The following is a 22,702-nucleotide window of genomic DNA, read 5'->3' as shown; positions in this document are numbered from 1 at the left end:
AAAATAATAATTTAGTTGGAGGAACATATGCAAACTTATCATTCTATTTCAGCAGAAGTTTATAATATTGATAAACCAATTGGCAGTTCGTTTGGTGATGTTGAATACTATAGCCAAAGACTTTCACATGTGAAAGGAAAAATATTAGAGCCAGCTGTTGGAACGGGTCGTATTTTAATTCCATTACTTGAGCAAGGATTGGCAATTGAAGGTTTCGATCTTTCCGAAGAAATGTTAGCGTACTGCCGAGACAATTTAAAGATGGCAAATAAAGAAGCAAACATCTTTCTAGCCAATATGGAGACCTTTCAGTCAGAACAACAATATGAAGCAATTATTATCCCAGCAGGAACATTTTTATTAATTGAAGACGATGACAAGGCTTTTCAAATACTAACTAATTTTCACCATCATCTAGAATCAAATGGGCGATTAATAGTAGATTTATTTTTGCAACCTGATTTTAGTGAAGGGAGCTCACACTATCGAACGTTTACAAACAATCAAGGCGAATTAATTACATTACAAGTAACACAATCTGAAGTAAATTATATTAAACAAACAACTACTTCGCATCATCGCTACGATAAATGGAAAGATGGTAAATGTATCGAAAGCGAATTTGAAATTTTTACTTTGAAATGGTATGGAATCAATGAATTTAAAAGGCTTTTAATGCAAATTGGATTTAGAGATATCGTCATTTCAGCAGACTATTGCTATCAGCAATACCCAACAAATCGAAATCAAGTCATAACGTTTGAAGCTGTTAAATGACTGTTCGATGCTAAATGAACATCTAAAAAATGTGGGTGGGACAAAACTTTAAAATTTTATAAAGAGTGAGCACTAGTTGTTGGTAGCGGAGGTGGCGACTCCTGCGGGAACGCACAAAACGTAAGACGCAACGATCCGCGCGTAGCGAGGGTTGCGGCTTACGGTGTGCCCGCGGAAAGCGCCCGCCGTAGCGGACAACAACGGCATTGCAAAAAAGTGTTAAATTGATTGTAGTCAATCTAACACTTTATCTCTTTTACCATTGCCACATTTGCACTTTTTAATAGCTTATAGCCTATTCATCATGATGGCTCTAAGCGGGCATACATATAGTGATCTACCCATTGGCCATTGATGTACAATAATTTTCTTAACAAGCCTTCTCGTTGAAAACCTGATTTTTCTAAGACGCGGATAGATGCGTTATTTTCAGTTGATACATAAGCCTCCACACGGTGTAATCCTATTTGTTCAAAGGCAAATTGGACAACTAATTCTACAGCTTCTGAAACAATCCCTTTTCCAACATAGATTTCATCCATTGCGTAGCCAACAAATGCACTTGAATACGGTAAACGTTTGATAGCGTACAACGAAATGTGCCCTATTAAATTATTTGTACCTAGCTCATATATACCAAATGTATATTCCCTCTTCGAGTTCATTAAATATAAACTTTCTTGAATTTTTTTATATTGAGCATCAACTGTATAGTATTCAGGACGCTGTAACGGCTCATATGTAGACCAAAAATATTTATTTCGACTTACAAGACCCATTAAGCTTTGTGCATCTTTTTCTTGGAATGTGCGAACGTAGCATTTTCCCCCCTGAATCGAGACCACATTTCCACCCTTTTTCCTTAATAAATTCCAAATTTTAAGCACCATTTCTCCCCCACAAGCCTTCCGATAAATGTAAATACATATTCATTGTATGTAAAAAAAGATGCTGCTACAACTAAAACAGTCTTGTCTTGTTATCACAGCATCGGTCTATTTATTTACTTGTTTTTACTTGTTTTTTAGAATGTATTTGTAATTCAATACTTGATGATTCAGCGTCTTCTATATGGGACTTATCTAAAACATTCGATAGATGTAGACCTCTTTTTTGTGCCTCGCGTTCAATATGTGCAAGTGTTTCTTGTAACACTTGTACTCGTGCATGTTTTTTATCGTCTCCTGCCACCAAAATCCAAGGAGCATTTTTCTTATCTGTTTTTGCAAACATTTCATTTGCCGCTTCTATATACTCAGGTGTTTTCTCACGATTTCTCCAGTCTTCATCTGTTAACTTCCATGATTTATACGGATCCTGCGCTCGCTCATTAAAACGCTTTAACTGCTCTTCATCTGACACATGTAACCAAAATTTTATAATAATGTAGTCTCCAGCAGTTAATATCTTTTCAAAGTTGTTAATCTCTTCATAAGCACGAGACCATTCATCTTTTTTTGCAAATCCTTCAATACGCTCTACTAGCACTCTTCCATACCAAGAACGATCGAATATAGCGATTTGTCCATGTTGCGGTAACTTTCTCCAAAAGCGTTGCAAATAGTTATAGCGTAGTTCGTGAGGCTGTGGAGCTGAAATTGGATGGACTATGTAACCTCGTGGGTCTACACGTTCAATTAGACGTTTAATGGCCCCACCCTTACCTGCTGCATCCATTCCTTCAAATACTAAAATAAGTCCGATTTTATTGTTTAGTAAAAATTGCTGTGCATTTAACATTTCGTATTGAAGTACTTTTAATTTCTTTTTATATAATTTTTTATCTAGTTCAATCGATAGGTCAAGATTTTTAAGATTTTGAGCCATAAAAATTCCACTCCTTCAAATTGGTTATTTCTATTGTACTAAAGAAATATTTGGATGCATATTCAAATGGTAAAATGTAGATTTTTTAATGCAAATTCATATGATACATTGTAAGGGTTTTCCGCTATAATAAAATAGATATTATGTGACAGTCATATACTTATTTGTCTTTTCCCTATACAATTTAACACGAAGGGAGAGGAATCCTTGCCTAAGTTTATTTTAATGACAATAACCTTTATTGTCTCACTCATCCTAACCTTTTCATCCTATTTCATAAAAATAAATGGTCAATCTTCGTTAGAAATCTCAAATCGTTTTCCCGTAATGTTTGCACCTATTAATATTAGTTATATGATATGGATATTAATTTACATTTTACTCGCATATTGGTTAGTTATGAATTTTCAAAAGACATCTATTAAACAGACTGTTCTCTTTAGCAATGTATGCATTTTACAGGCGCTCTCTATTTTATTTTGGCATTATGAATTATTCATCGTATTTTTCTGTTGTTCTGTAATTTTAGTATTGTACTTGTTTATCCTTTACAATACTTATCCGCATACAAATAATGCTTTAACTGGCCGTCTGCCCATTTCAATTTATTTTGCCTGGTCTACATTTATCATGATGACAAATGCAAGTTTTACGCTAACATCTTATGAATGGCATGGTTTTGGACTTAGCAACCCACTTTGGGCAGTTATTTTACTGTCAATCGGTGTAGCCATCGCCTTACATATTCGCTATTATCATTTCGATATTGTTTATCCTAGCGTGTTTATATGGGCTTATATTGGCATTGCATTCCATAACCACCTTGATGAATTACTTGTGACGACAGCGGCTCTATTTTTATGTGGCGTCCTAATCGTTGGTATCCGATTTGTCAAAAAAAAACCTGCTCACCGAAAATAAATCGGTAAGCAGGTTTTTCATTTAGCCTTGTTTATCACTTGGCTATTTTATGCTTCATCTAATGAAGTTAAAATGATTGGTTTATCTTTTGTAACAATAATTGAATGCTCAATTTGGGCAACTAATGATTTGTCAGGTGTAATAAATGTCCAGCCATCACCAGCTTCAACGATATGTTCTGCTTTCGCAGAAATAAACGGCTCAACTGCTAGCACCATACCTTCTTTCATAATTGTTGAATCCCAAGCATCGTAATAATTTAAAATATGGTTTGGCTCATCATGTAATGAACGACCTAATCCATGACCTGTTAAATTCATAATAACAGTTAAATCATTTGCATAAGCTTCACGCTCTACAGCTTTCCCAATTTGGTTTAATTTAGAACCTGCTTTTACTTTTGTCATAGCGCGATCAAAGGCACTTTTTGCTACGTGACAAAGTTTTTCTTTATCCTCGTAACCTTCCCCTACTACAAATGAAATACCTGTATCTGCAAAATAGCCATTTAGTGAACCGGATACGTCAATATTTACAATATCCCCTTCTTGTATAACACGTTGTCCTGGAATACCATGGGCAACTTCCTCATTGACACTAATACAAGTGTATCCTGGGAAATCATATTCTCCTTTAGGACCAGAAATAGCTCCTGCTTCAGCAAACATGCGGCCTGCAATTTCATCTAATTCAAGTGTTGTCACACCCGGTTTTGTAGCTTCCTTCATTGCCTCACGAATTTCTGCACAAATGCGACCAATTTTTTTAAAGGCTTCAATTTCTTCTTGCGTTTTTACAATCATTTTTAACGTCCCTTTCATCTAATATCTATTCATTAATATAACATAACTTTATATGTCCATAACGCCAAACGCTTTAATTATTCTATGCTAACATTATTTCATAAGTACCATGCAAATAATAATTAGGCCTTTTTTGAAGTTCTTCGACTAAAAAATATTGACCAAATAACGTGGAAACCTTGGATGATAAAAAAAATAGCATACTAAGTAACACTTAGCATACTATTTTCTCTTTTAGGACAGTCTTATAGTGTTTAAGATTTTCGCTGCATTAATTGTGGCGCAGCTGTAAATAATAGCACAGCAACAATGGCTGTTAAAATTGTTGCTGGAAGCATGTATGTTCCATTGTAAATGATTGAATAAATCCATGCGTTTTGCTCGCCTGCATACTCTGCAAAGAATACTGCACCTGCAAATGTGTGCGCAAGATAACGTAGGAATCCAGCTAACAACGTACCAATGACAATATAAACGGCCATTTTCTTTTTATTTAAAGCTGTTGCCGCTTTTAATACAGGTTCACGAACGATTGCCGCTAAACCTACTACGGTAAAGGCTACCCCGTAATCTAGTAATCCTTGAAGCCAGTGCACAATATAAGCACCAAACATTGTTTGCATAACACCAATCAATAGCCCGGTTGTGAGCCCTGACAAGAGACCCCAACGAAATGCTATTAAGATGATTGGTACCATTACTAAGCTTACCGAGCCACCTTGTGCCCATACTTTAAAGGAAACTTGATCGAGTACAAGTCCTACCGCTGCGAAAATTGCAATTTCCACCAGCATGAGTAATCTTTTTTTGTCCATATTATTATTCTCTCCTTTGTTCCGATGTAGGATACAAGAGCAGGAATAGAAATCATTTTGATATGCATGTCAATCCGGCATAAAAAAACGATGCCAGGACAGAGCCTCACATCGTAAAAGTGTCGGTTTCTATCCACATCCCTACGCAAGCGTTAACTTACAGGTTCGAAGAGTAAAGGCATTACGTGCCCAGTCTCAGCTGACATCATCAGCTCCCCTTGTGGTCGTTACATCTAATTTTTTTGTTGAACACCCTCATTGTACGCAAACACTTTTGCAATTACAACCTTTTCAACATTAATTTTTTTGAAACTTTCGAGTTTTCTATGCGTAAATAATTAAAAAGGAGGGACTACTATGGAGAATCCAAAAATTTTATCTGCCTTTAGTTATCTCAGTATTTTTTTTGCACCATTTATCGTTCCGTTAATCGTTTATTTCGTGTCAAAAGATAGCGATGTCAAGAGACACTCCATCAAAGCACTTATTTCTCATTTAATACCGTTTGTCTTTGGTATCATTTTCTTTATCGTCTTTATATTTTCTACTATGTCATTAAACACGTTTGATCCTTCGTCTAATGGGAATACATTTATTATCATATGGTTTGTATCTTTTGGTATTTATTTACTCGTTTCATTAGGCATTGTCATTTGGAATATTGTCCAAGCTGTACGAGTTATTCGTTAAAATTTAGTACTAAGGAGCTGTCGTATTCATGAAAGTATCGAAAGTAGTTAAAACTGCTATAAAATTAGCGCCCATCGTTATTCCGATTGTCAAAAAAGTGGTCGCAGCAAAAAAAGGAACAACTCCAAACGTAACGACACACAAAAAATAATAGCCAATGGGCTCCTATAACGTAAAAACCCACTTCGCTTTCCTGCGGCGCAACAATCTGTAAGCCGCAGGAGGCTTCGTAGGTTTTTACTTTGTTATACATAAATTGTTTGAGTGACTGGCACTCTTTTGTGGTCTAACCCTACTCCCAGTGCCCTAAGAATTCAGAATTGTTTGAGTGACTGGCACTTATTTTACTTCAAAATGTGTTGTACTATGTCCGCTCAGCGTTTTTTCAACGTGTAATACTGCCGGCATAGCAGCCTTTAATTCGGCTACATGTGAAATAACACCAATCATTCTTCCAGAGTCTTGTAAATCAATTAGCGTATCAATCGCTTTATTTAACGCTTCCTCATCCAATGAACCGAAGCCCTCGTCAATAAACATTGTTTCAATACGAATATTACCTTGGAAGCTTTGAATTACATCGGCCATACCTAATGCAAGACTTAATGATGCATTAAATTTCTCCCCACCTGATAATGTTTTGACATCTCTTAATTGATCTGTATACGCATCATAGACATCCAACCCAAGCCCACTTTGCTTCGCATGTTTCTCTAACCGATCGGAACGACGCAGTTCAAACTGTCCATTCGATAAATGGAATAAACGAATATTTGCTGCCGCAGTGATTTTATCTAAATAATTAATTTGAATATACCGCTCAAAGGAAAGTTTTTTCGGATTTTGACCATTCAACACTGTGTAAAGCTCTTTTACACGACCTGCTTCTTTTTCAAGGACACGGATTTCCTTTGCCGTTTCCTCTACTTTAACAATAAAGTCAGCACATGCCTTTGCATAGCTTTGCGTTTGTTGTAAGGTTTTAAATGCTTCTTCATATGTGGCACGGAGCATCTCAAGCTTTTCTTCTAATACTGTTAGATTTTGCTTTTCTTTTCCTTCAAGATGCTTTGCTCCATCCTCCATTTGTTGCTGTAAGGAATGTAGTTGTAAGGCATAGTCACGACATGCTTTACGTAAATCATCAATTTGACTAACGCTACGCTTTGCAGAAGCATAGTCTTCATACGTTGTAAAACCAACATCTTTCATGCTTACTAAAAACTGTTCACGCTTGTCATTCAGTTTATTTAGCAATTCCTCATATGCGGTTTTAGCTAGTTCTTCTGCCATTGATGCTTTATTTGTTGCTTCCTTAGTCGTTTGTAAGTTTTGTTGTATTGCGTTCCAAGCTGACTGTAACGCCATTTTTTGCGATCCCACATCTGCAATCGTTTGTTTTAAAGCTCGTAATGACTGTACATGTTCGGGTATTTGCTTTTGCTGTTCTTCTACAATCGCTTGCTGTTTTATTAACTCTTTCGATTGCTCTGCAAAATGTTGCTCTAATTGTAATTGTTTCTGTTGTAGCTGTTCATTTTTTTCGTGTTGCCCTTTTAGCTTAGCTCGCGCGACGGACAGTTGGTCATTCACTATTTTTAAAACAGTCACTTGTTGTTCAATAGCGTGTAAAGAAGTTGTCAGTTCTAATCGATCAGCTATTGAAATATGATAAGCATCTACTTGTTCAATTGCCTCTTGAAGCAGTTTTTTAGTCGATTTTAACGTCGCCTCTTGTTCCAAATATTTACGCTCAATTGCATTGGTCATCGCTCGTAAAGATTCTAGCTCCGCTTCATCTACTACTTCTAACGGTTCTCTATGTGTTAGTTGATGTGTTGTGCTACCGCAAACTGGACATGGATCTCCGTCCTTTAACTTAGCTGCTAATATACTTGCCTGACCGGTAATCCATTGTTGCTCTTTTGTTTGCAGTGCTTGCTTACTTTCTTTGTATTGTTGATGTGCATTTGTAACAGCTTGCTCAGCTACTTCAATCGCTCGCTCATATTTTTCAATTTGAGCTAATAGTGTTACTTGCTCTTTCAGTAATGGAAGCTGTTCTAAATAGCCTGCATATGGTTCCATCTGTTTTTCATATTGCTCAATCGTTGCTGTTAATTGTCGAACTTGCATTTGTTCTTTTTCTAAAATATGAAGATTATCAGCTACTGCACGCTTGGAACTTTCGACAAGCTGTTCTGTTATTTCTAATTGCTGCTGATTACTTTCAAATGCCTCAAATTTCGGCACTAATGCTAATAGCTCTATTTCGCGTTGCAATATTTGCTGACGCTCAGGCTCTTTTGCTTCTTCCTCTGTATACAATTGTTGCGATTTCTTCAGTTGTTCTACTGCATTTTGGTGATTAATTGTAGCTTGCTGATAAAGTTGTTCTTTTCGATTTTGCTCTGTCCGTAAATCTACACACTGTTGTTCAAGCATAATGAGACGATTTGCTTGCTCTGCTAACTGTATTTCCTGTTCCATAGCTGTATACTTTTCTCGTTGTTGCATCAACAATTGCAAACGTGCTTGTCGTTGTGCCTGTTGATCGAATTGTTCATTGAGCGCCTTTGCCATACTGTAATATTCTTGTTCTTTTTGATGATTTGCATAAGCTTCTTCATAGCGCATTTGTTCCGTTCGTATACTAGCACTATAAAAGAATTGCTCCTCTTCAAGGGCATTTTTTAGCTGATGCATATTGTCGGTATTATTGCTTATACAAGTAAATAGTGTTGATGATCTGTGTGGTAAAACGCCTGCAATCTGCCCAAGTAAATGCTCTTTTAATTGCTGGGCACGTTCTAAATCCTTTTCTGCTTCTTTTCTTTTTAGATCTAGCTTTTTTGTCATTGCACTGAAACGATCCGTTTTAAAAATCTTACGTAAAATCACTTCTTTATTGGTTGAATCTGAAGTTAAAAGTTTGCGAAACTCTCCTTGTGGCAACATTACAATTTGACTAAATTGATCTTTTGTTAGTCCTATAATCTCCAACAACTTTTTATCTACTTCATTTGTTTGCTGTTTTTCCACAATACTAAAGTCAAATTTACCATCCTTCATTTCTGCTAACTCGACTTTTTTTCCTGTAACACTTTTATTTTTTGCTTTAATATGGCCCGGCTGACGTACAATTTGATAAACTTTACCTCTCATTTCAAAAACCAATTCCACTGAAGTGTAAACATCATCTGCAGCAAAACCGCTTCGAAGCATCGCTGTATCCTGACGATCTTCTCCGCTTCCTGATCCATAAAGTGCATAACAAATGGCATCAAAAATAGTCGTTTTACCAGCACCTGTTTTTCCTGATATAGCAAATAACCGATATTCACCAAGCTGTTGGAAATCAATAATTTCTGTATGTTTGTAAGGACCGAAAGCAGTAATAGTTAACTTGAGTGGTTTCATCGAACTGCCTCCCGTTCCTCTTCTAATAATTCCTGTAACATTTCTATAAATAAACGTTCAGTTTCTGAGTCAGGCTGTTCACCCAAAATATCAGCATAAAATCCTCGAAATAAATCAATATCCTCTACTTTTTCCATTTCAATTGCTTGTACTTCATGGTTTTCTTGCATTCGTGACGCTTTTCGTTCAATATGCATCGCATGAGGAAATACTGTACGAATTCGCTCCATCGGTGAAGCGACTGGTGTGGCGTCTGTTAAACGTACGAAAACATAATCTTCACATGGTGGTAGTTTTAATAAATCGTCCATCGAGCCCTCTACCACTCGTAGATCACGTCTTGGCACAAGTTTTTGTTTAGTGACGTCTACGTTTCCACTTGCATCTAGTTCTACAATTAAAAAGCCTTTTTCATGTAAATGTTCAGACAACGAATATTTTAAGGGAGAACCCGCATATCGAATCGATTCATTCAATACAAAATGGGCTTTATGGAGATGCCCCAGTGCCGTATAGTTGAAATGTTTAAATAGCGCTGCATCCACACAATCAGACCCACCGATAGATAGTGGACGCTCTGAATCACTCGTGTTTTCTTCTTCATAGCCGTATTTCGTCACAAAGGCATGTCCAATAAAAACATTACGCTTTGTTGTATCCATCGTTTGTTTGATATGTGCGATAATTTTTTGCATTGCATCTTGATGTGTTTGAATCGTATCATCTTCTAACATAGTACGGACTGAAGCTGGCTCTGCAAACGGCACAAGATGAAAATGGACCTCACCGAATTCGTCTGTTAGTACAATAGGTGAATGCTCTTTTGTGAACTGACCTACTATATGTAATCCACTATCACGCATTACACGACTACCAAAATTCAATCGACCTGCACTATCATGATTGCCGGCGACCGCTAACACAGGAATTTTCTTCTCCAATACAATTTCTGCTAAAACATCATTCAGTAAATTAACGGCCTCTACAGGTGGCATTGAGCGATCATATAAATCTCCTGCTACAATAATTGCATCCGGTTTTTCTTTATCGATGGCTTGCATAAATTGCTGTAAAATATAGTGTTGATCTTCAGTCATATACATCCCTTGTACAAGCTTGCCTAAATGCCAATCGGCTGTATGAAATAATTTCATTGTATTTGCGCCTCCTGTCTTTTTCATTTATTTTATTTTATCATGCATTTAACTATATTCTTGCTTTAAGACAACATCTTTTATATGGAAAAAGCCTCAATTGTTTCTGTGCCTGTACTTGTTTCTGTGCCTGTCACTTGTTACAGCACTCGGCACGGGCTCCTAGCAATGTTTCAGTCTTCTATTTCGTAAAAATCCACTTCGCTTTCCGCGGGCACAGTGTAAGCCGCAACCCTCGCTGTCGCGCATTTCAGAATTGTTTGAGTGACTGGCACTCATTACAGCACTCGGCACGGGCACCTTGCAATGTTTCAACCTTCTATTTCGTAAAAATCCACTTCGCTTTCCGCGGGCACAGTGTAAGCCGCAACCCTCGCTGTCGCGCGGACTGTTGCGTCTTACAACTAATTGTTTTAGTGCCTGTCACTCATTACAGCACTCGACACAGGCACCTAGCAATGTTTCAGTCTTCTATTTCGTAAAAATCCACTTCGCTTTCCGCGGGCACAGTGTAAGCCGCAACCCTCGCTGTCGCGCGGACTGTTGCGTCTTACAACTTGTGCTGTTCCCGCAGGAGTTTTCGTGGATTTTTACTTAGATATTAGAAACGCCCTACTAGCAAATTTCAGAATTGTTTTAGTGCCTGTCACTCATTACTGCACTAAGCACAGGCACCTAGCAATGTTTCAGTCTTCTATTTCGTAAAAATCCACTTCGCTTTCCGCGGGCACAGTGTAAGCCGCAACCCTCGCTGTCGCGCGGACTGTTGCGTCTTACAACTTGTGCTGTTCCCGCAGGAGTCTTCGTGGATTTTTACTTAGATATTAGAAACGCCCTACTAGCAAATTTCAGAATTGTTTTGGTGCCTGTCACACATAAAATTCAGAATTGTTTCGGTGCCTGTCACTACAATAAAAAAGTATGCTAAGTTACTTGAATTGCCACTAATTAGGAAGCAGTTCATTTACTTAGCATACTTTTTTACTTTACAGCTTTTTGGATCTTTCATGTCCTAGATTCGTTGTAGTTGCAAGCGCTGATTGGCTCTGGCTTTTTCAATGAAAGTAGCATAGCCAATAAAGCCTTGAATGTTTCTGACGGTTGAAACTTTCTCCTGTTTTGCTTCTACTGATCTTTTCTTGGACTCTGCTTGTTTCTGTAATATTTCTTGAAATGTCATTGGATTAGGCTTTGGTAATTCTGATGTAGAGATTGCTAACATATCACTACCACTATAAGATTTTAAAAAGGCATTCGCCATTTGACGATAGCCTTCAAAATTAGGATGGACATCTGCAACATTTGGTAAGAACTGTGTAGCTTGCAATCCGAAAGCATCATAGACATTAATGTAAGTCATCCCTGCCTGCTCAGCTTGTTGCTCTAAAATCGTATTTAACTTCATGAGCTGTGCATTCGTTCCCTCTTTTTGTGTTGCATGCACATTTGGATAGGCAAAATAATAACCCATGACGTACACTTTTGCATTGGGTGCACGTAATTTTAACTCTGCTAACATCTCTGCCATATTTTTTCGGGCTATATTTAAAGCGTAGTCTACCTGAAGCTGCGAAAATGCTAACGTACCAGCCATTGGGTTGACCTGCACAAGACGCAGTAAATCATTGGCGCCTGCTGAAATCGTAATAAGTGATGCGTTTGCTAATACCTCACTTGCCTCTTCTGATTTTACCCGCTCTAAAACGTCCGCTGTTGTGAAGCCTGGGAAAGCGAGTTCTTTTGTATAGTGACTCAGTTGTCCCATCTTCCCTAAACGCATCGCGATAAAATCACTATAGCCTGCATCAATTTCCTGATACGGTGTTTGACCAGCTGCTAATGAATCACCAAGTGCTACATAATTTTCAGCACGTGCAAAAGCAGATGAAACACCAAGTGTCAACGAAAGCACCGTTATACTTACTAGGCTCAATAGTCGTTTCATCTGCTCACCTCACATTTATTTACGTTAGTCTATTAAAAAGCCCAGCTACCTTTACGGAAAATCGGCTCCACAGTACCATCTGGTAAAATACCGTCAATATCCATTTCGCCACTACCAATCATAAAGTCCTCATGTGTAACTGAAATATTCGCCCCTAACGCTTCAAGTTGACCATTTTCTAAATCTCTTCCACCTTCTAAACAAGTTGGATAAGCTTCGCCGATAGCTAAATGGTTTGAAGCATTCTCATCGAATAATGTATTGAAATATAATATTTCTGAAGCCGAGATTGGGGACTCATGCGGGACAAGTGCTACCTCTCCTAAATAACATGAACCCTCATCGACTGCAATTAACTCTTGTAAAAGGTCTTGCCCAACTTGCGCTTTCGCATCAACAATTTTTCCTTCTTCAAATGTAAGCTTAAAGCCATCAATAATATTGCCTTGGTAAACTAATGGCTTTGTATTACTAACATAGCCATTTACACCTTGCTTCATTGGCAACGTATAAACTTCTTCCGTCGGCATATTAGCGATGAAAATAGTATCATCAGGAGTTTTACTGCCACCTGTAAGCCATTTATGCTGAGGTGCTAATGCGATCGTTAAGTCAGTACCTGGTGCAGTATAATGAAGTTTTGCATACTTTTTATTGTTCAGTAATGCAGCGCGCGATTCTAAATTTGCAACATGTGTACGCCAGTTTTCAACAGCGTTCCCCTCACCAATGTGCACCGTTTTAAAGATGGCTTCCCAAAGAGCTGGTACTTGTTTTTCAACTTCTAAATTCGGGAATACTTTTCCTGCCCACTTTTCTGAAGGTACTGCGACGATAGTCCATGCAATTAAATCCTTCATGACTGCATTACGATAGTTTTTCAATGCTGCGCCTGATACCTTTTGATGTGTTGCTAAACGGTCTGCTGGAATACCAGTTAATTTATCTGGATCCGCCGCATCTATCCATAATAATGCCCCTTTGCGTTCGATTAGCTCATCACGCATTTTAACAACCCATTCTGGAAAACGATTAAATTCCTCAACAGACGCATGCTCGAAATAAGCACGGTCCATTTCATCATCTGAAAAATTAACATGAACACGACCAGCTCCAGCTTTGTATGCCTCCTTCACCACTAGACGAGCAAAGTCTAAAGCTTCCACTGATGTATTCACTAATAAGTATTGCCCTTGTTGAATATTGACACCAACCTTAACCGCTAGTTCTGCATATGCCTGTAATTTTTCTTCAAATGTCATATTAGTTCCCTCGCTTTTGTCCAATTGTTTTTGAATTACCTTCTACGAGCTTGCCATCATGCCATACCTTCTGCACTGGTTTGCCTGGAATTTCACGTGTCCACTTTTTATACGTTTTTTCATCATGGTATGATAACAATGTTAGTACTTCACCATCTGCACCTGCACGACCTGTACGACCAGAGCGATGCAAATACTGTTCAATTGTACGTGGAACATCGACATGAATAACATGTGTTAAACCAGCAATATCTAAACCACGCGCCGCAATATCTGTGGCAATTAAAACACGCGCATCTCCTTTACGGAATGCATCTAAAGCTTTTTTACGTTCTTCCTTTTTCATGTCAGAATGTAATGTCACAATTGGTGCTGAACGATATTGTAGCTTCGTTTCTTTCATTAACAATTGATCGATATTATTGACAAAAGCAAGGGCACGTAAGCCTTCTGTATGTGATAGTCGACGTAGGAAGTCTGTTTTATCACGTTCTTCTACTTTCAAGAACGAATGCACGACTTTACCAAACTTCACCATATCCTCAGGTTTAATTTTAAAGCGTAATGGCTCAAACATCATACGGCTTGCAACTAATTCAATTTCCTCAGTAATTGTGGCAGAAACAACAACTACTTGGCGACCGAACGCTGACCCTTCGATAAATGATTTCACCACAACGCGATACTCGCGGCTTAGTAGCTGATCACATTCATCTAAAATAACTGTTTCAATTTCTTTTAACTTTAATTTACCCGAACGCACTAATTCATTTAAGCGACCTGGTGTACCAACTACGATGGTTGGCTTTTTCTTTAACTTCTCAATTTGTCGTGCAGAGTTTGCACCACCAATAAGTTGTTGTACGGTAATATCAGTACCCGCTGTCCATTCACGAATGACCTCGACGATTTGCATTGCTAATTCTTGAGATGGCGCAACAATTAAACCTTGTGTTTGCTTTTTCGATCCATTTACTTTATTAAGTAAAGGCAACACATAGGCCAATGTTTTCCCTGAGCCTGTTGGTGATTCTGCTACAATATCCTTGCCTTCAAGCATTGCTGGAATCATTTCTTCTTGAATTTTCATCGGTTCTTCAAAGTTCCATTTTGCTTGTAATTCTTCTTTTAATAAATTTATTACTGACATGTTAATTCCCACCTTATTATCCTGCTTGACATTAGTTTAACACACTAGCTGTGCACAAGCATTTTCCTTCTATATATTGTGCAATACTCATTAATCTTTTAGACATGGATTAAAAAAGCTCACCTTTTACAACAGGTGAGCCAAATGTTACTCCACTAATTCATAGCCGCATGCTAAAATAGCACATTCAGCTAAAACGATTAATGAATCTATATATTTGTCACTTAATTTTAAGTCTCGATTGACGATTGATAACTCTGTACAGCCTAGTACGATACGATCACAATTCAGGGCTAGCATCGCTTCTTCGATAGGCAGCCAATCTTCTTGTGTGACATCCTTACCAGCTTTCACATAATCGTAAATAATCGCCATCACTTTTTCTTTCATTTGATCATCTGGTATTACTGGTGTAATGCCAAACTCCTCTAATGCATCTTGATACATGCGTGACGTTAACGTGCCTGTTGTCGCTAAAATACCAACCCGCTTTGCCCCTAAATCATTTGCTCGCTTTGCCGTTTCACGAATCATGTGTAGCACAGGAATTGGAGAGCCTTGTGCTATTTCATCATAAAAGGTATGTGCCGTATTACACGGAATGGCAATTAAATTTGCTCCAACAGAGGCTAGTTTTTTTGCATCCTCTATTAAAACTGGAACAGGGTTTTCTTTTGTTTTATCTAATATAAAAGCTGTTCGGTCAGGAATATTTGTATCATTATCAATAATGGTATGTACATGCTCCTGATCTTTTGTAGCCTTTGTACGTCTTACAATCATTTCGCCGATAAACATTGTTGCAAGTGGACCGACGCCACCAATTATACCTAAAGTTTGTTTTTTCATGAGTTAGACAGACCTTTGTTGTTAAAATATTTCTTATATTTGCGATAGAAGCTTAAATTATCAAGCGTTACATTCAGCCAACGCTTCGCATTCATATCTTTATAATTAAAAATAGAATCCGTTGCTAAACCTTGTCGAATCAAACTTTTAGCTTCAATTACAAGTTGTTCATTTAATACGTATTTAAATAATACACCATTAGGCACTATCGTCCAAAGGTGCTTGTTCTGCACATATGTTAGCTGCTGTTTACTTCCCCGAATAAAATCATCCGCTACATACTGCATTAAATTATAGCCGCTTGCTGTCACATAATAATTCGATAGTTCATTATGTAATTCCATACTCAATAATTTGTACAGTCCATCACGTTCATCATATTTCATATCAAATGTAGCAAAGCCTTGAAATTGTAGCGCCTCAAGAAACGTTTTAACACAATCCATTAGTTCCTTGTCATAAGTCGTCATAATGGCGACATAGCGTCCAATACCGTGCGGTGAATGCTCTTCTAAAATCGGGTTCCCTACAGATAGTAGCTTGACTTTGTGATCTTGTCCAACATAAGCATTTACAACACGCATATTGGCATCTTCACCTGGAATATATTGTTGCACCATTAAATCATCACGGTAGGCAGATTCCTTATATATTGCGTGAAAAATAGCATCTTTTTCATCTTCATTATGTGCAGTATATACCTTTTTCTTACCAGGGAAAATACAACTTGCGTACTTCGTCATATTCATAGGCTTAATGATAACAGGATATTCAAATGGCATCGTCAATTGCTCATAGTCATTTACCGTACAAACATGCATTGCAGGATAGTGGAAGCCATACGCTGCACAAAGCTGATACATACTTTCACGCTTTAATAGTTGATTGGCAAGTGGTTCATCGACATAGGGAATAACAAAAAAACTCGATAATTCATCTTTATGCTGCACAATTTTCTTTACATAAAATTCATCACAAGCTAACAGTAATAATTTCTTTTCTGAAAATTCCTCTGCGATAGCTTTTAAAGCAACAACAAAGCGCTCTTCAATATTCAATCTTGCTACTTCACGAAAAGTAAATAAATCACTTTGTTGAATTTTTTCCATATTCGTATGATTTAATGCAAGTGGTTTAACGCCATAGGACTCGTAAAATGCTCGCGCCATGCCGTAAGCATTCATTTCATCGCCCAATAAAACCGGTAAAAAAGCGTGCTCAATGGCCATTCTACTCAACTCACTTTAGCTTTTTTATTAGTGTAACATATTTTACTACAGTCAAAACTGCGCTCCAATAGCTTTCCTAAATATAAGAAGTTTGCAAAAATCCTTATTTATGAATCGCTACTGCTTGCATATTTAACTCCTGATAGCTCTTGAAAAATTCGTCTACATTGTATGAAACATTACCCTGTAATGGGTCCATGACGACTACTTGCTGATCTGAATGACCAGTTAATACTACGGCATGTAAGTTTAAGTACGCATCATGCTTCACCGTTTCACCTTCATAAATCCAGCCTTTATTCGCTGTTGTTTTAGGTGTCGATAAATCAAGCGTAACCCATACGACAACAGGAACTCCCTCTTCTACAAGGTCTAAAATCTCACTTTGAGATGCACCGCTCATATCCGTTACACGAAGGTTTGCCTGCTTATCTGCAATAGCGGCTTCCGCAGCTTTGACAATAGGCGCTGCAAAGACGTACATACCATTTGCCTTATCCCGTGGATTTCCTGCATACGCAAGCGCTGGGTTCGGCCCGTAGCGTTGACCGCCTGATGTATATATTTTTTGTTTAGGCAAATAGTTATCCGCCATTTCAAGCTTTGTAACATCCATGCCGTAATAATTTAAAACAGCCGTTAGTGCCGTAATTTCACAACCTTGAGGAAGCTCTGGTTTCTGCATGATTACTGGAACAGCAAGCTCCTGCTCTGCTCTTGAAGAATGCGTTGGCAGTCGATAATACGGCTTTGTCACATCATACGTAAATTTTTCAATTGTCGTATAGCCATTATCATCCTTGCCACTTAGCGTTGTTGCCGTAATCGTATATTCTCTGCCCTCTACAAGGTTTGAAAAAGTAGCCTCGCCCTCTTCAGAGCCTACTGCTTCTTCAATTTTCTTACCGGTCTCCGTATCTGTCATTGTTATATAGAGACTCGGAATTGGTGCACCACTATTAAATTCTACCGTCAAAACAGTTAATTGATTCTTTGGTCGACTCTGCTGTGTTAATTGATTACAACCAGAAAGTAGCATGATAATCATAATACTAACTATTAAAAGGCGTTTATAATCACTCCACAAGACAAATTCCGCTCCTATCTCATTCGAAGAAATACATAATCTTCTATTCTATTTTTACAATTTGTCGTAGCTTTATTATACGCTAATTTAATAGGTGTTCATATTTTATCCTGCTACTTTTCAATGTATTGACAAAATCCTATACTTTAAGATGTTGCTATTTTAGGTCGAAGCGTATGTTTTAATACCTTTCCTGATGCATTACGTGGTAACTGTGCTAAAAATTCAATTTCAAAAGGCACTTTATATTTTGCAAGCTGTGAACGACAATAGGCTAAAATAGACTCTTCATCTAACAGCTTCCCTTCTTTTAATACAACAAACGCTTTTGGTACTTCACCATACACTTCATGTGGTAAGCCAACTACTGCTGCCTCTAAAATTTCTGGCAATTGATATAATACTTCCTCAATCTCAATTGGATAAATATTTTCCCCACCACGAATTATCATGTCCTTTTTACGATCGACTATATATAAGTAACCTTCTTCATCAAACCGCCCTAAATCCCCTGAATAAAGCCAACCATCTTGAATAGCTCGGGCTGTCTCTTCATCATTACGCAAATAACCTTTCATTACCTGTGGTCCTCTAACGCAAATTTCTCCAACTTTGCCTGCTGGCACTGCTTCTCCATAGCTATCTACAACACGTACTTCTGTCTGTGCTAACGGTTTTCCGACTGAACCAATCTTCGACAATGCATCTGCATCTAAAAGAGAGGTAGCAGCAGGTGAATTTTCTGTTTGACCATATAAGTTTTGAACTTTTACATTCGGCAAAGCTTCTTTAACTTGCTTCACAAGTTCATATGGCATTGGTGCTGCACCATAACATAATAAACGTAAATTCATAAAGGAATGATCCTTAAATTCAGGCGTATTTAATATCATCGTATACATAGAAGGTACACCGAAGAAAATAGTGGCCTGTGTTTTTACAAGTTGTTCTAACGTATTCTTTGGTGAAAAGCTTTCCTCTATAATTACCGTACCGCCTTGAAAGAACATTGGCATCGCAAATACGTGGAGTCCTGCACAATGAAACAAAGGCGTACAAATAAACATGCTGTCCTCGTTTGTCATATTCATAGATGCTGACCAAATATCCGCTGTCGAAACAATATTTTGATGCGTCAGCATTACCCCTTTTGGCTTCCCTGTTGTACCAGACGTATACATTACAACAGCCGTATCATCTGCTTGTAATTGTATAATCTTTCTTTGCCCTTTATAGTTTTCGATAACCTCTTTCATATCTTTTAATCCAATCACATGTTGAAATGAATACGGAACATCAGCTAGTACTTCTTCAATTCTCTCGTCATAAATGAGCCCTTTTGCTTCTGAATGGTTGACGATAAAATCAACCTCTCGTGCTGCAAGTTTTGTATTGATAGGCATCACAACATAACCTGCTAGTTGGATACCGATGTAAGCAATTAAAAACATATCGGAATTAAGTGTATATAGCGCAATGACATCATTTTTCTCATAGCCCTGCTCTTGTAAATAGGCTGCAAACTTTTCTGCACACTTATAAAACTCGCCATAAGTTACCTTTTCACCTTCATAAATCGTTGCAATCGCATCAGGTTGCTGTGTAGCGTATTTTTGTAAAATATCCGTCATAAATATCGTCATCATATACCCCCTCATTTTTAGTTGTTACTCAGCGAATCGATGTTTTCAAGCTAATCAAAAACTACGCTTAAATTTGTGACATCCGCAGACGCTTGCCCCACTACATTCAAAACATAGTTGACATTCATTTTCCACGTTAAGAAATGGAAAACTTCTGTTAAAGTAATTAAAAGCTTTTAAAATCGAATTCTACTAACATTATTCAGAAAATTTAGACTACACAAACTATTTTATCAAGCAACTTATTTGTTAGCAATTTTTCCTCACATTCAAAATATGTAAGTAGTGTCACAAAATATTCTGATACATATTACTTTTCTATCAAATTCTGTTAGGTGTATGATACTTGTAAAATTATTTTGAAAATGAAAGGCATGATTATTATGCTGTATGCACTTTTAGGAGATTTACATTCTAATATTGATGATACAAAGGCAGTATTAGCTCATATACAAGAAACAGCAGAAGATGCTGCAATAATAGGATTAGGCGATTTATATGAATGTACAGTAAGTAAGAAAAAAGCAAAAACGATATCAGGCTTGCCTTTGCAAAAAGCAGCTATTATAGATAATGATTTCGAAAAACTACTGACATTCCCGTCTATTCGAGGCAACCAAGAAGAACGGATTACACACGTTACAGGCATTGAGCGCTTTATTGCATTGCCCGAAACGATGGACATTGAAGGAGCAATGCTAATTCATGGACACCAGTTCCAGTGGAGTGTTTCATGGCAGCCTAAGTTTCCTTCAATCGAAAAGCAGATTCTTTTTTTCGGACATAGCCATGAATCAGGAATCTATCGCCAAAATAAAAAGCTGCCAATTCGTATTCATTTTGGTCAACCAATTGAGTTGCAAGCAAAACAATATCGCATCAATGTTGGTTCTGTAGTGGATCACCGTGAGTGGTGCCTCTACGATAGTGACAAGCGAACGGTCACTTTTATGTGCGCATCGTCCTGCGAAGCTAAGGATGCAGTTGGCATTTAAATTATCGTTACTTAGAAATCAACATAAGTTCTTTAATCACATTTAACTACTTAAACAATCAGATACTGCAACTAATAAGGCTCAGAACGCTGATGCTTTCCGCTTGCACAGAACGTAAGCCGCAACCCTCGCTAACGCGCGAAATGCCCACGTCTTACGTTCTGTGCTGTCCCCCAGGAGTTACCGCCTCCGCTACGATTAACTAGTATCACCTAGTCGCCACGACCTACCTCGCTTTAAGAGCAATCCTTTATTACAACTAAGCGTGCGACAAGTAGAACCCTCTTAAATATCGATCTTTTGCTACAGCTGTCCCTCATTTCTTTACATAGAAGCCTTTCATTTCCGCAAAGAGCGGTGACTCCAGTGATTTAAGCTTTTGCAGAAAGCTTAACAGGAGAGAAGTATTGTAATAGTATATAATCCTAGTTGATTGGAGTGGAAGGCGCGACACATCTGCCGAAACAGCACGAGCAATATCGCGAAGAGTGACGACTCCAGCGAAAAGCTTGAGCTGAAAGCCCCGCAGGAACGAGACCACTCGGAGCGAAATTCAAACGCATTAATATTTTTAGATACACATTCATTTAATTCTATTATCAACAAAATAAAACGCTAAAATTGCGAACAATTTTAGCGTTTTATTGTTAACAATCACAATCTTGTAGCGCATCAAGTAATTTTTGCATTTCTTCAAGTTGACAACATAATGTTTGAATCATACATTGAAGAATTGGAATTAACTCTTGGCATATGCAGAATCGTTGAACGTTTTGTACTAATCGTACGCCTGCTTGATGATGGATAATCATATCTTGAAGATAATTTATATTGATACTATTAGAGGTTGGTGGCGAGCACAATGCTTGGAACATCGTTTCAGCAATTTCTTTAAATGCGCACATATATTCATATAATTCATATTCTGTATTTTGTACGATACAGCATCTGTTTTGTATTGCTTCTAGACTTTCGACTATTTCGGTATGAGTTTGTATAACTTCTAATGCGAAATTTTGAACAGGTATATTCGTTGTATATTGCAACACATTTTCTGACATTCTAATTGCCGCGATTTGATGTGGAATAATTTGTTTGATAAAGTTTTCCGATATGCTACACGTTATGGTTACATAGGTCATACCTTGCATCATCTTATTGATTATTCTTTTGTTTTCCTCTAAATATGCCTGGGTTACATTACTAAGTGGAATTGGTTTGGTCATTAGACACACTCCTTTCAGAGTAATGTATGCCCCGTAGGTTGTTGTGCGATAGACATTTGTACCACCGAATATCAAGATAATGAAACAGAAAAAGCTAGATGTTTTGATATGTATGTAAACAATTTTGGCAAATACACTTTTTAGGTTCGTTAGAGACTGCCCCTATTATACCTTCAGGAAATTTTTCGTTCATACACCAGCATGCATCTTGGCCTTCTGCTACACCACATTGATTTTCTTTCCCACATAAAGGACAACATTTTTCTTCATATTGCATGTAATTACACTCCTTTCTCCGATGATTGTAATGTACAACAAAAGGAGTACGAAATACAGGTTAAATTTCGCACTCCCTAAACTATTACATATTACGCATTGATTGATTATTTTGCGCCTTCACTTCTTCACTATCTGTATCACTATACTTTGCAGTACCATGCCCACCAGTTTTAGCTAGTAGCTCTTTTACTTCGTTATAGGAAAGCCCCGCTTCTGCGTTTTTCCGTTTTACATCATTAATATTCGTACCCGAAGCCGTAAGCTGTTCTTCATTCATATTAGGCAAGCAAATTCATTCCCTTCTATAATTCATCTGGCTGCATTTCAATCAATTCATCGCCTTCTCTTTTCACCCTTTTATTGAGCTCTTCAATTGGAATGATATCGACTGTTTGCATATCTTCGTGCAAGTCAAAAATACTAATGGTATCCGAATCAACCATATCGGGCTTATCTTTACTTGATAAGTTCATAAACATTCTTTTCTCAGGTGGCACATTTTCTTTATTCATATTGTCACACTCCTTTATCGTTAATGTGTGTAAACATACAAAGATTATGTGTCCTTCGTTTTATTAACTCGATAATATTTAGAAACTTGAAAAACGTGAACATTTCTTATTTTTAGCC

Annotated in this window: 22 protein-coding genes and 1 riboswitch; of the genes, 5 read left to right on the top strand and 17 right to left on the bottom strand. The window is 37.6% G+C overall.

Annotated elements, in window-relative coordinates:
• The first annotated feature begins 27 nt into the window (after positions 1-27).
• Entirely contained in the window at positions 28-777 is a 750-nt protein-coding gene (locus tag NSQ74_RS06910; protein WP_340822314.1) for a class I SAM-dependent methyltransferase, read from the top strand.
• A gap of 302 nt (positions 778-1,079) precedes the next feature.
• Here NSQ74_RS06910 and NSQ74_RS06905 read toward each other — a convergent pair whose 3' ends face one another.
• Positions 1,080-1,667 carry a GNAT family N-acetyltransferase gene (locus NSQ74_RS06905; protein ID WP_340822312.1) on the bottom strand — a complete coding sequence of 196 codons (588 nt, stop codon included), beginning with the start codon at positions 1,665-1,667 and terminating at the stop codon, positions 1,080-1,082.
• A gap of 109 nt (positions 1,668-1,776) precedes the next feature.
• Positions 1,777-2,604, bottom strand: coding sequence for a polyphosphate kinase 2 family protein (locus NSQ74_RS06900; protein WP_340822311.1), 828 nt, complete (start codon positions 2,602-2,604; stop codon positions 1,777-1,779).
• 207 nt (positions 2,605-2,811) lie between these two features.
• On the opposite strand from NSQ74_RS06900, the gene NSQ74_RS06895 reads away from it, so the two are divergent.
• A complete protein-coding gene (locus NSQ74_RS06895; protein WP_340822310.1) occupies positions 2,812-3,525 on the top strand; it encodes a hypothetical protein in 714 nt (237 codons plus the stop codon).
• 47 nt (positions 3,526-3,572) lie between these two features.
• On the opposite strand, the gene map is transcribed toward NSQ74_RS06895, so the two are convergent.
• Positions 3,573-4,328: a type I methionyl aminopeptidase gene (gene map / locus NSQ74_RS06890; RefSeq protein WP_340822308.1), complete on the bottom strand. Its 756-nt coding sequence runs from the start codon at positions 4,326-4,328 to the stop codon at positions 3,573-3,575.
• A 254-nt stretch (positions 4,329-4,582) separates the two neighbouring features.
• Positions 4,583-5,143: an energy-coupled thiamine transporter ThiT gene (gene thiT, locus NSQ74_RS06885; RefSeq protein ID WP_340822306.1), complete on the bottom strand. Its 561-nt coding sequence runs from the start codon at positions 5,141-5,143 to the stop codon at positions 4,583-4,585.
• A gap of 121 nt (positions 5,144-5,264) precedes the next feature.
• Positions 5,265-5,372, bottom strand: a riboswitch (TPP riboswitch).
• Between the two features lie 128 nt (positions 5,373-5,500).
• Here thiT and NSQ74_RS06880 point away from each other — a divergent pair.
• Entirely contained in the window at positions 5,501-5,833 is a 333-nt protein-coding gene (locus NSQ74_RS06880; RefSeq protein WP_340822305.1) for a DUF4870 domain-containing protein, read from the top strand.
• Positions 5,834-5,861: 28 nt separating this feature from the next.
• Complete coding sequence (locus tag NSQ74_RS06875; protein WP_255639590.1) at positions 5,862-5,984, top strand: hypothetical protein; 123 nt, start codon at positions 5,862-5,864, stop codon at positions 5,982-5,984.
• Between the two features lie 188 nt (positions 5,985-6,172).
• Here the strand turns inward: NSQ74_RS06875 and NSQ74_RS06870 are convergent, their stop codons facing one another.
• The 9 genes from NSQ74_RS06870 to NSQ74_RS06830 all read right to left on the bottom strand — a co-directional run bounded on the left by NSQ74_RS06870 (position 6,173) and on the right by NSQ74_RS06830 (position 19,572).
• Positions 6,173-9,253: an SMC family ATPase gene (locus NSQ74_RS06870; protein WP_340822302.1), complete on the bottom strand. Its 3,081-nt coding sequence runs from the start codon at positions 9,251-9,253 to the stop codon at positions 6,173-6,175.
• Positions 9,250-10,407, bottom strand: a complete 1,158-nt coding sequence (locus tag NSQ74_RS06865; RefSeq protein ID WP_340822300.1) for an exonuclease SbcCD subunit D — start codon at positions 10,405-10,407, stop codon at positions 9,250-9,252. The genes NSQ74_RS06870 and NSQ74_RS06865 overlap by 4 nt, the downstream gene beginning before the upstream one ends.
• Before the next feature lie 1,012 nt (positions 10,408-11,419).
• Positions 11,420-12,352 carry an SGNH/GDSL hydrolase family protein gene (locus NSQ74_RS06860; RefSeq protein WP_340822298.1) on the bottom strand — a complete coding sequence of 311 codons (933 nt, stop codon included), beginning with the start codon at positions 12,350-12,352 and terminating at the stop codon, positions 11,420-11,422.
• A gap of 32 nt (positions 12,353-12,384) precedes the next feature.
• Positions 12,385-13,614, bottom strand: a complete 1,230-nt coding sequence (locus tag NSQ74_RS06855; protein ID WP_340822297.1) for an aminopeptidase — start codon at positions 13,612-13,614, stop codon at positions 12,385-12,387.
• 1 nt (position 13,615) lies between these two features.
• Positions 13,616-14,764 carry a DEAD/DEAH box helicase gene (locus tag NSQ74_RS06850; protein ID WP_340822296.1) on the bottom strand — a complete coding sequence of 383 codons (1,149 nt, stop codon included), beginning with the start codon at positions 14,762-14,764 and terminating at the stop codon, positions 13,616-13,618.
• A gap of 147 nt (positions 14,765-14,911) precedes the next feature.
• Entirely contained in the window at positions 14,912-15,613 is a 702-nt protein-coding gene (locus NSQ74_RS06845; RefSeq protein ID WP_340822294.1) for an aspartate/glutamate racemase family protein, read from the bottom strand.
• Complete coding sequence (locus NSQ74_RS06840; protein WP_340822292.1) at positions 15,610-16,842, bottom strand: carboxylate--amine ligase; 1,233 nt, start codon at positions 16,840-16,842, stop codon at positions 15,610-15,612. The genes NSQ74_RS06845 and NSQ74_RS06840 overlap by 4 nt, the downstream gene beginning before the upstream one ends.
• A 103-nt stretch (positions 16,843-16,945) precedes the next feature.
• Positions 16,946-17,929, bottom strand: a complete 984-nt coding sequence (locus NSQ74_RS06835) for a C39 family peptidase (protein ID WP_340822291.1) — start codon at positions 17,927-17,929, stop codon at positions 16,946-16,948.
• A 146-nt stretch (positions 17,930-18,075) separates the two neighbouring features.
• On the bottom strand, positions 18,076-19,572 hold the full coding sequence (locus NSQ74_RS06830; RefSeq protein ID WP_340822290.1) for a class I adenylate-forming enzyme family protein: 1,497 nt from the start codon (positions 19,570-19,572) through the stop codon (positions 18,076-18,078).
• Positions 19,573-19,955: 383 nt separating this feature from the next.
• Between NSQ74_RS06830 and NSQ74_RS06825 the strand changes: the two genes are divergently transcribed.
• Positions 19,956-20,567: a metallophosphoesterase family protein gene (locus tag NSQ74_RS06825; protein WP_340826421.1), complete on the top strand. Its 612-nt coding sequence runs from the start codon at positions 19,956-19,958 to the stop codon at positions 20,565-20,567.
• 647 nt (positions 20,568-21,214) lie between these two features.
• Here NSQ74_RS06825 and NSQ74_RS06820 read toward each other — a convergent pair.
• From NSQ74_RS06820 to NSQ74_RS06805, 4 genes are all read right to left on the bottom strand, one after another.
• Positions 21,215-21,793: a DUF305 domain-containing protein gene (locus NSQ74_RS06820; protein ID WP_340822289.1), complete on the bottom strand. Its 579-nt coding sequence runs from the start codon at positions 21,791-21,793 to the stop codon at positions 21,215-21,217.
• Between the two features lie 94 nt (positions 21,794-21,887).
• A complete protein-coding gene (locus NSQ74_RS06815) occupies positions 21,888-22,070 on the bottom strand; it encodes a cysteine-rich CWC family protein (RefSeq protein ID WP_340822288.1) in 183 nt (60 codons plus the stop codon).
• Positions 22,071-22,154: 84 nt separating this feature from the next.
• Positions 22,155-22,349 (bottom strand): gamma-type small acid-soluble spore protein, encoded by a 195-nt coding sequence (locus NSQ74_RS06810; RefSeq protein ID WP_340826420.1) that lies wholly within the window; start codon positions 22,347-22,349, stop codon positions 22,155-22,157.
• 25 nt (positions 22,350-22,374) lie between these two features.
• Positions 22,375-22,584, bottom strand: coding sequence for a hypothetical protein (locus NSQ74_RS06805; RefSeq protein ID WP_340822287.1), 210 nt, complete (start codon positions 22,582-22,584; stop codon positions 22,375-22,377).
• Positions 22,585-22,702 lie beyond the last annotated feature (118 nt).

It is taken from the genome of Lysinibacillus sp. FSL W8-0992, assembly GCF_038008685.1.
In the GTDB taxonomy this organism is placed as follows: Bacteria; Bacillota; Bacilli; order Bacillales_A; family Planococcaceae; genus Lysinibacillus.
This window is presented reverse-complemented; position numbering and strand designations above follow the sequence as displayed.

Coding starts and splice junctions, on each gene's coding strand:
- NSQ74_RS06910 (WP_340822314.1), top strand. CDS start 28: ATGCAAACTTATCATTCTATTTCAGCAGAAGTTTATAATATTGATAAA.
- NSQ74_RS06905 (WP_340822312.1), bottom strand. CDS start 1,667: ATGGTGCTTAAAATTTGGAATTTATTAAGGAAAAAGGGTGGAAATGTG.
- NSQ74_RS06900 (WP_340822311.1), bottom strand. CDS start 2,604: ATGGCTCAAAATCTTAAAAATCTTGACCTATCGATTGAACTAGATAAA.
- map (WP_340822308.1), bottom strand. CDS start 4,328: ATGATTGTAAAAACGCAAGAAGAAATTGAAGCCTTTAAAAAAATTGGT.
- thiT (WP_340822306.1), bottom strand. CDS start 5,143: ATGGACAAAAAAAGATTACTCATGCTGGTGGAAATTGCAATTTTCGCA.
- NSQ74_RS06880 (WP_340822305.1), top strand. CDS start 5,501: ATGGAGAATCCAAAAATTTTATCTGCCTTTAGTTATCTCAGTATTTTT.
- NSQ74_RS06875 (WP_255639590.1), top strand. CDS start 5,862: ATGAAAGTATCGAAAGTAGTTAAAACTGCTATAAAATTAGCGCCCATC.
- NSQ74_RS06870 (WP_340822302.1), bottom strand. CDS start 9,253: ATGAAACCACTCAAGTTAACTATTACTGCTTTCGGTCCTTACAAACAT.
- NSQ74_RS06865 (WP_340822300.1), bottom strand. CDS start 10,407: ATGAAATTATTTCATACAGCCGATTGGCATTTAGGCAAGCTTGTACAA.
- NSQ74_RS06860 (WP_340822298.1), bottom strand. CDS start 12,352: ATGAAACGACTATTGAGCCTAGTAAGTATAACGGTGCTTTCGTTGACA.
- NSQ74_RS06855 (WP_340822297.1), bottom strand. CDS start 13,614: ATGACATTTGAAGAAAAATTACAGGCATATGCAGAACTAGCGGTTAAG.
- NSQ74_RS06850 (WP_340822296.1), bottom strand. CDS start 14,764: ATGTCAGTAATAAATTTATTAAAAGAAGAATTACAAGCAAAATGGAAC.
- NSQ74_RS06845 (WP_340822294.1), bottom strand. CDS start 15,613: ATGAAAAAACAAACTTTAGGTATAATTGGTGGCGTCGGTCCACTTGCA.
- NSQ74_RS06840 (WP_340822292.1), bottom strand. CDS start 16,842: ATGGCCATTGAGCACGCTTTTTTACCGGTTTTATTGGGCGATGAAATG.
- NSQ74_RS06830 (WP_340822290.1), bottom strand. CDS start 19,572: ATGACGATATTTATGACGGATATTTTACAAAAATACGCTACACAGCAA.
- NSQ74_RS06825 (WP_340826421.1), top strand. CDS start 19,956: ATGCTGTATGCACTTTTAGGAGATTTACATTCTAATATTGATGATACA.
- NSQ74_RS06820 (WP_340822289.1), bottom strand. CDS start 21,793: ATGACCAAACCAATTCCACTTAGTAATGTAACCCAGGCATATTTAGAG.
- NSQ74_RS06815 (WP_340822288.1), bottom strand. CDS start 22,070: ATGCAATATGAAGAAAAATGTTGTCCTTTATGTGGGAAAGAAAATCAA.
- NSQ74_RS06810 (WP_340826420.1), bottom strand. CDS start 22,349: ATGAATGAAGAACAGCTTACGGCTTCGGGTACGAATATTAATGATGTA.
- NSQ74_RS06805 (WP_340822287.1), bottom strand. CDS start 22,584: ATGAATAAAGAAAATGTGCCACCTGAGAAAAGAATGTTTATGAACTTA.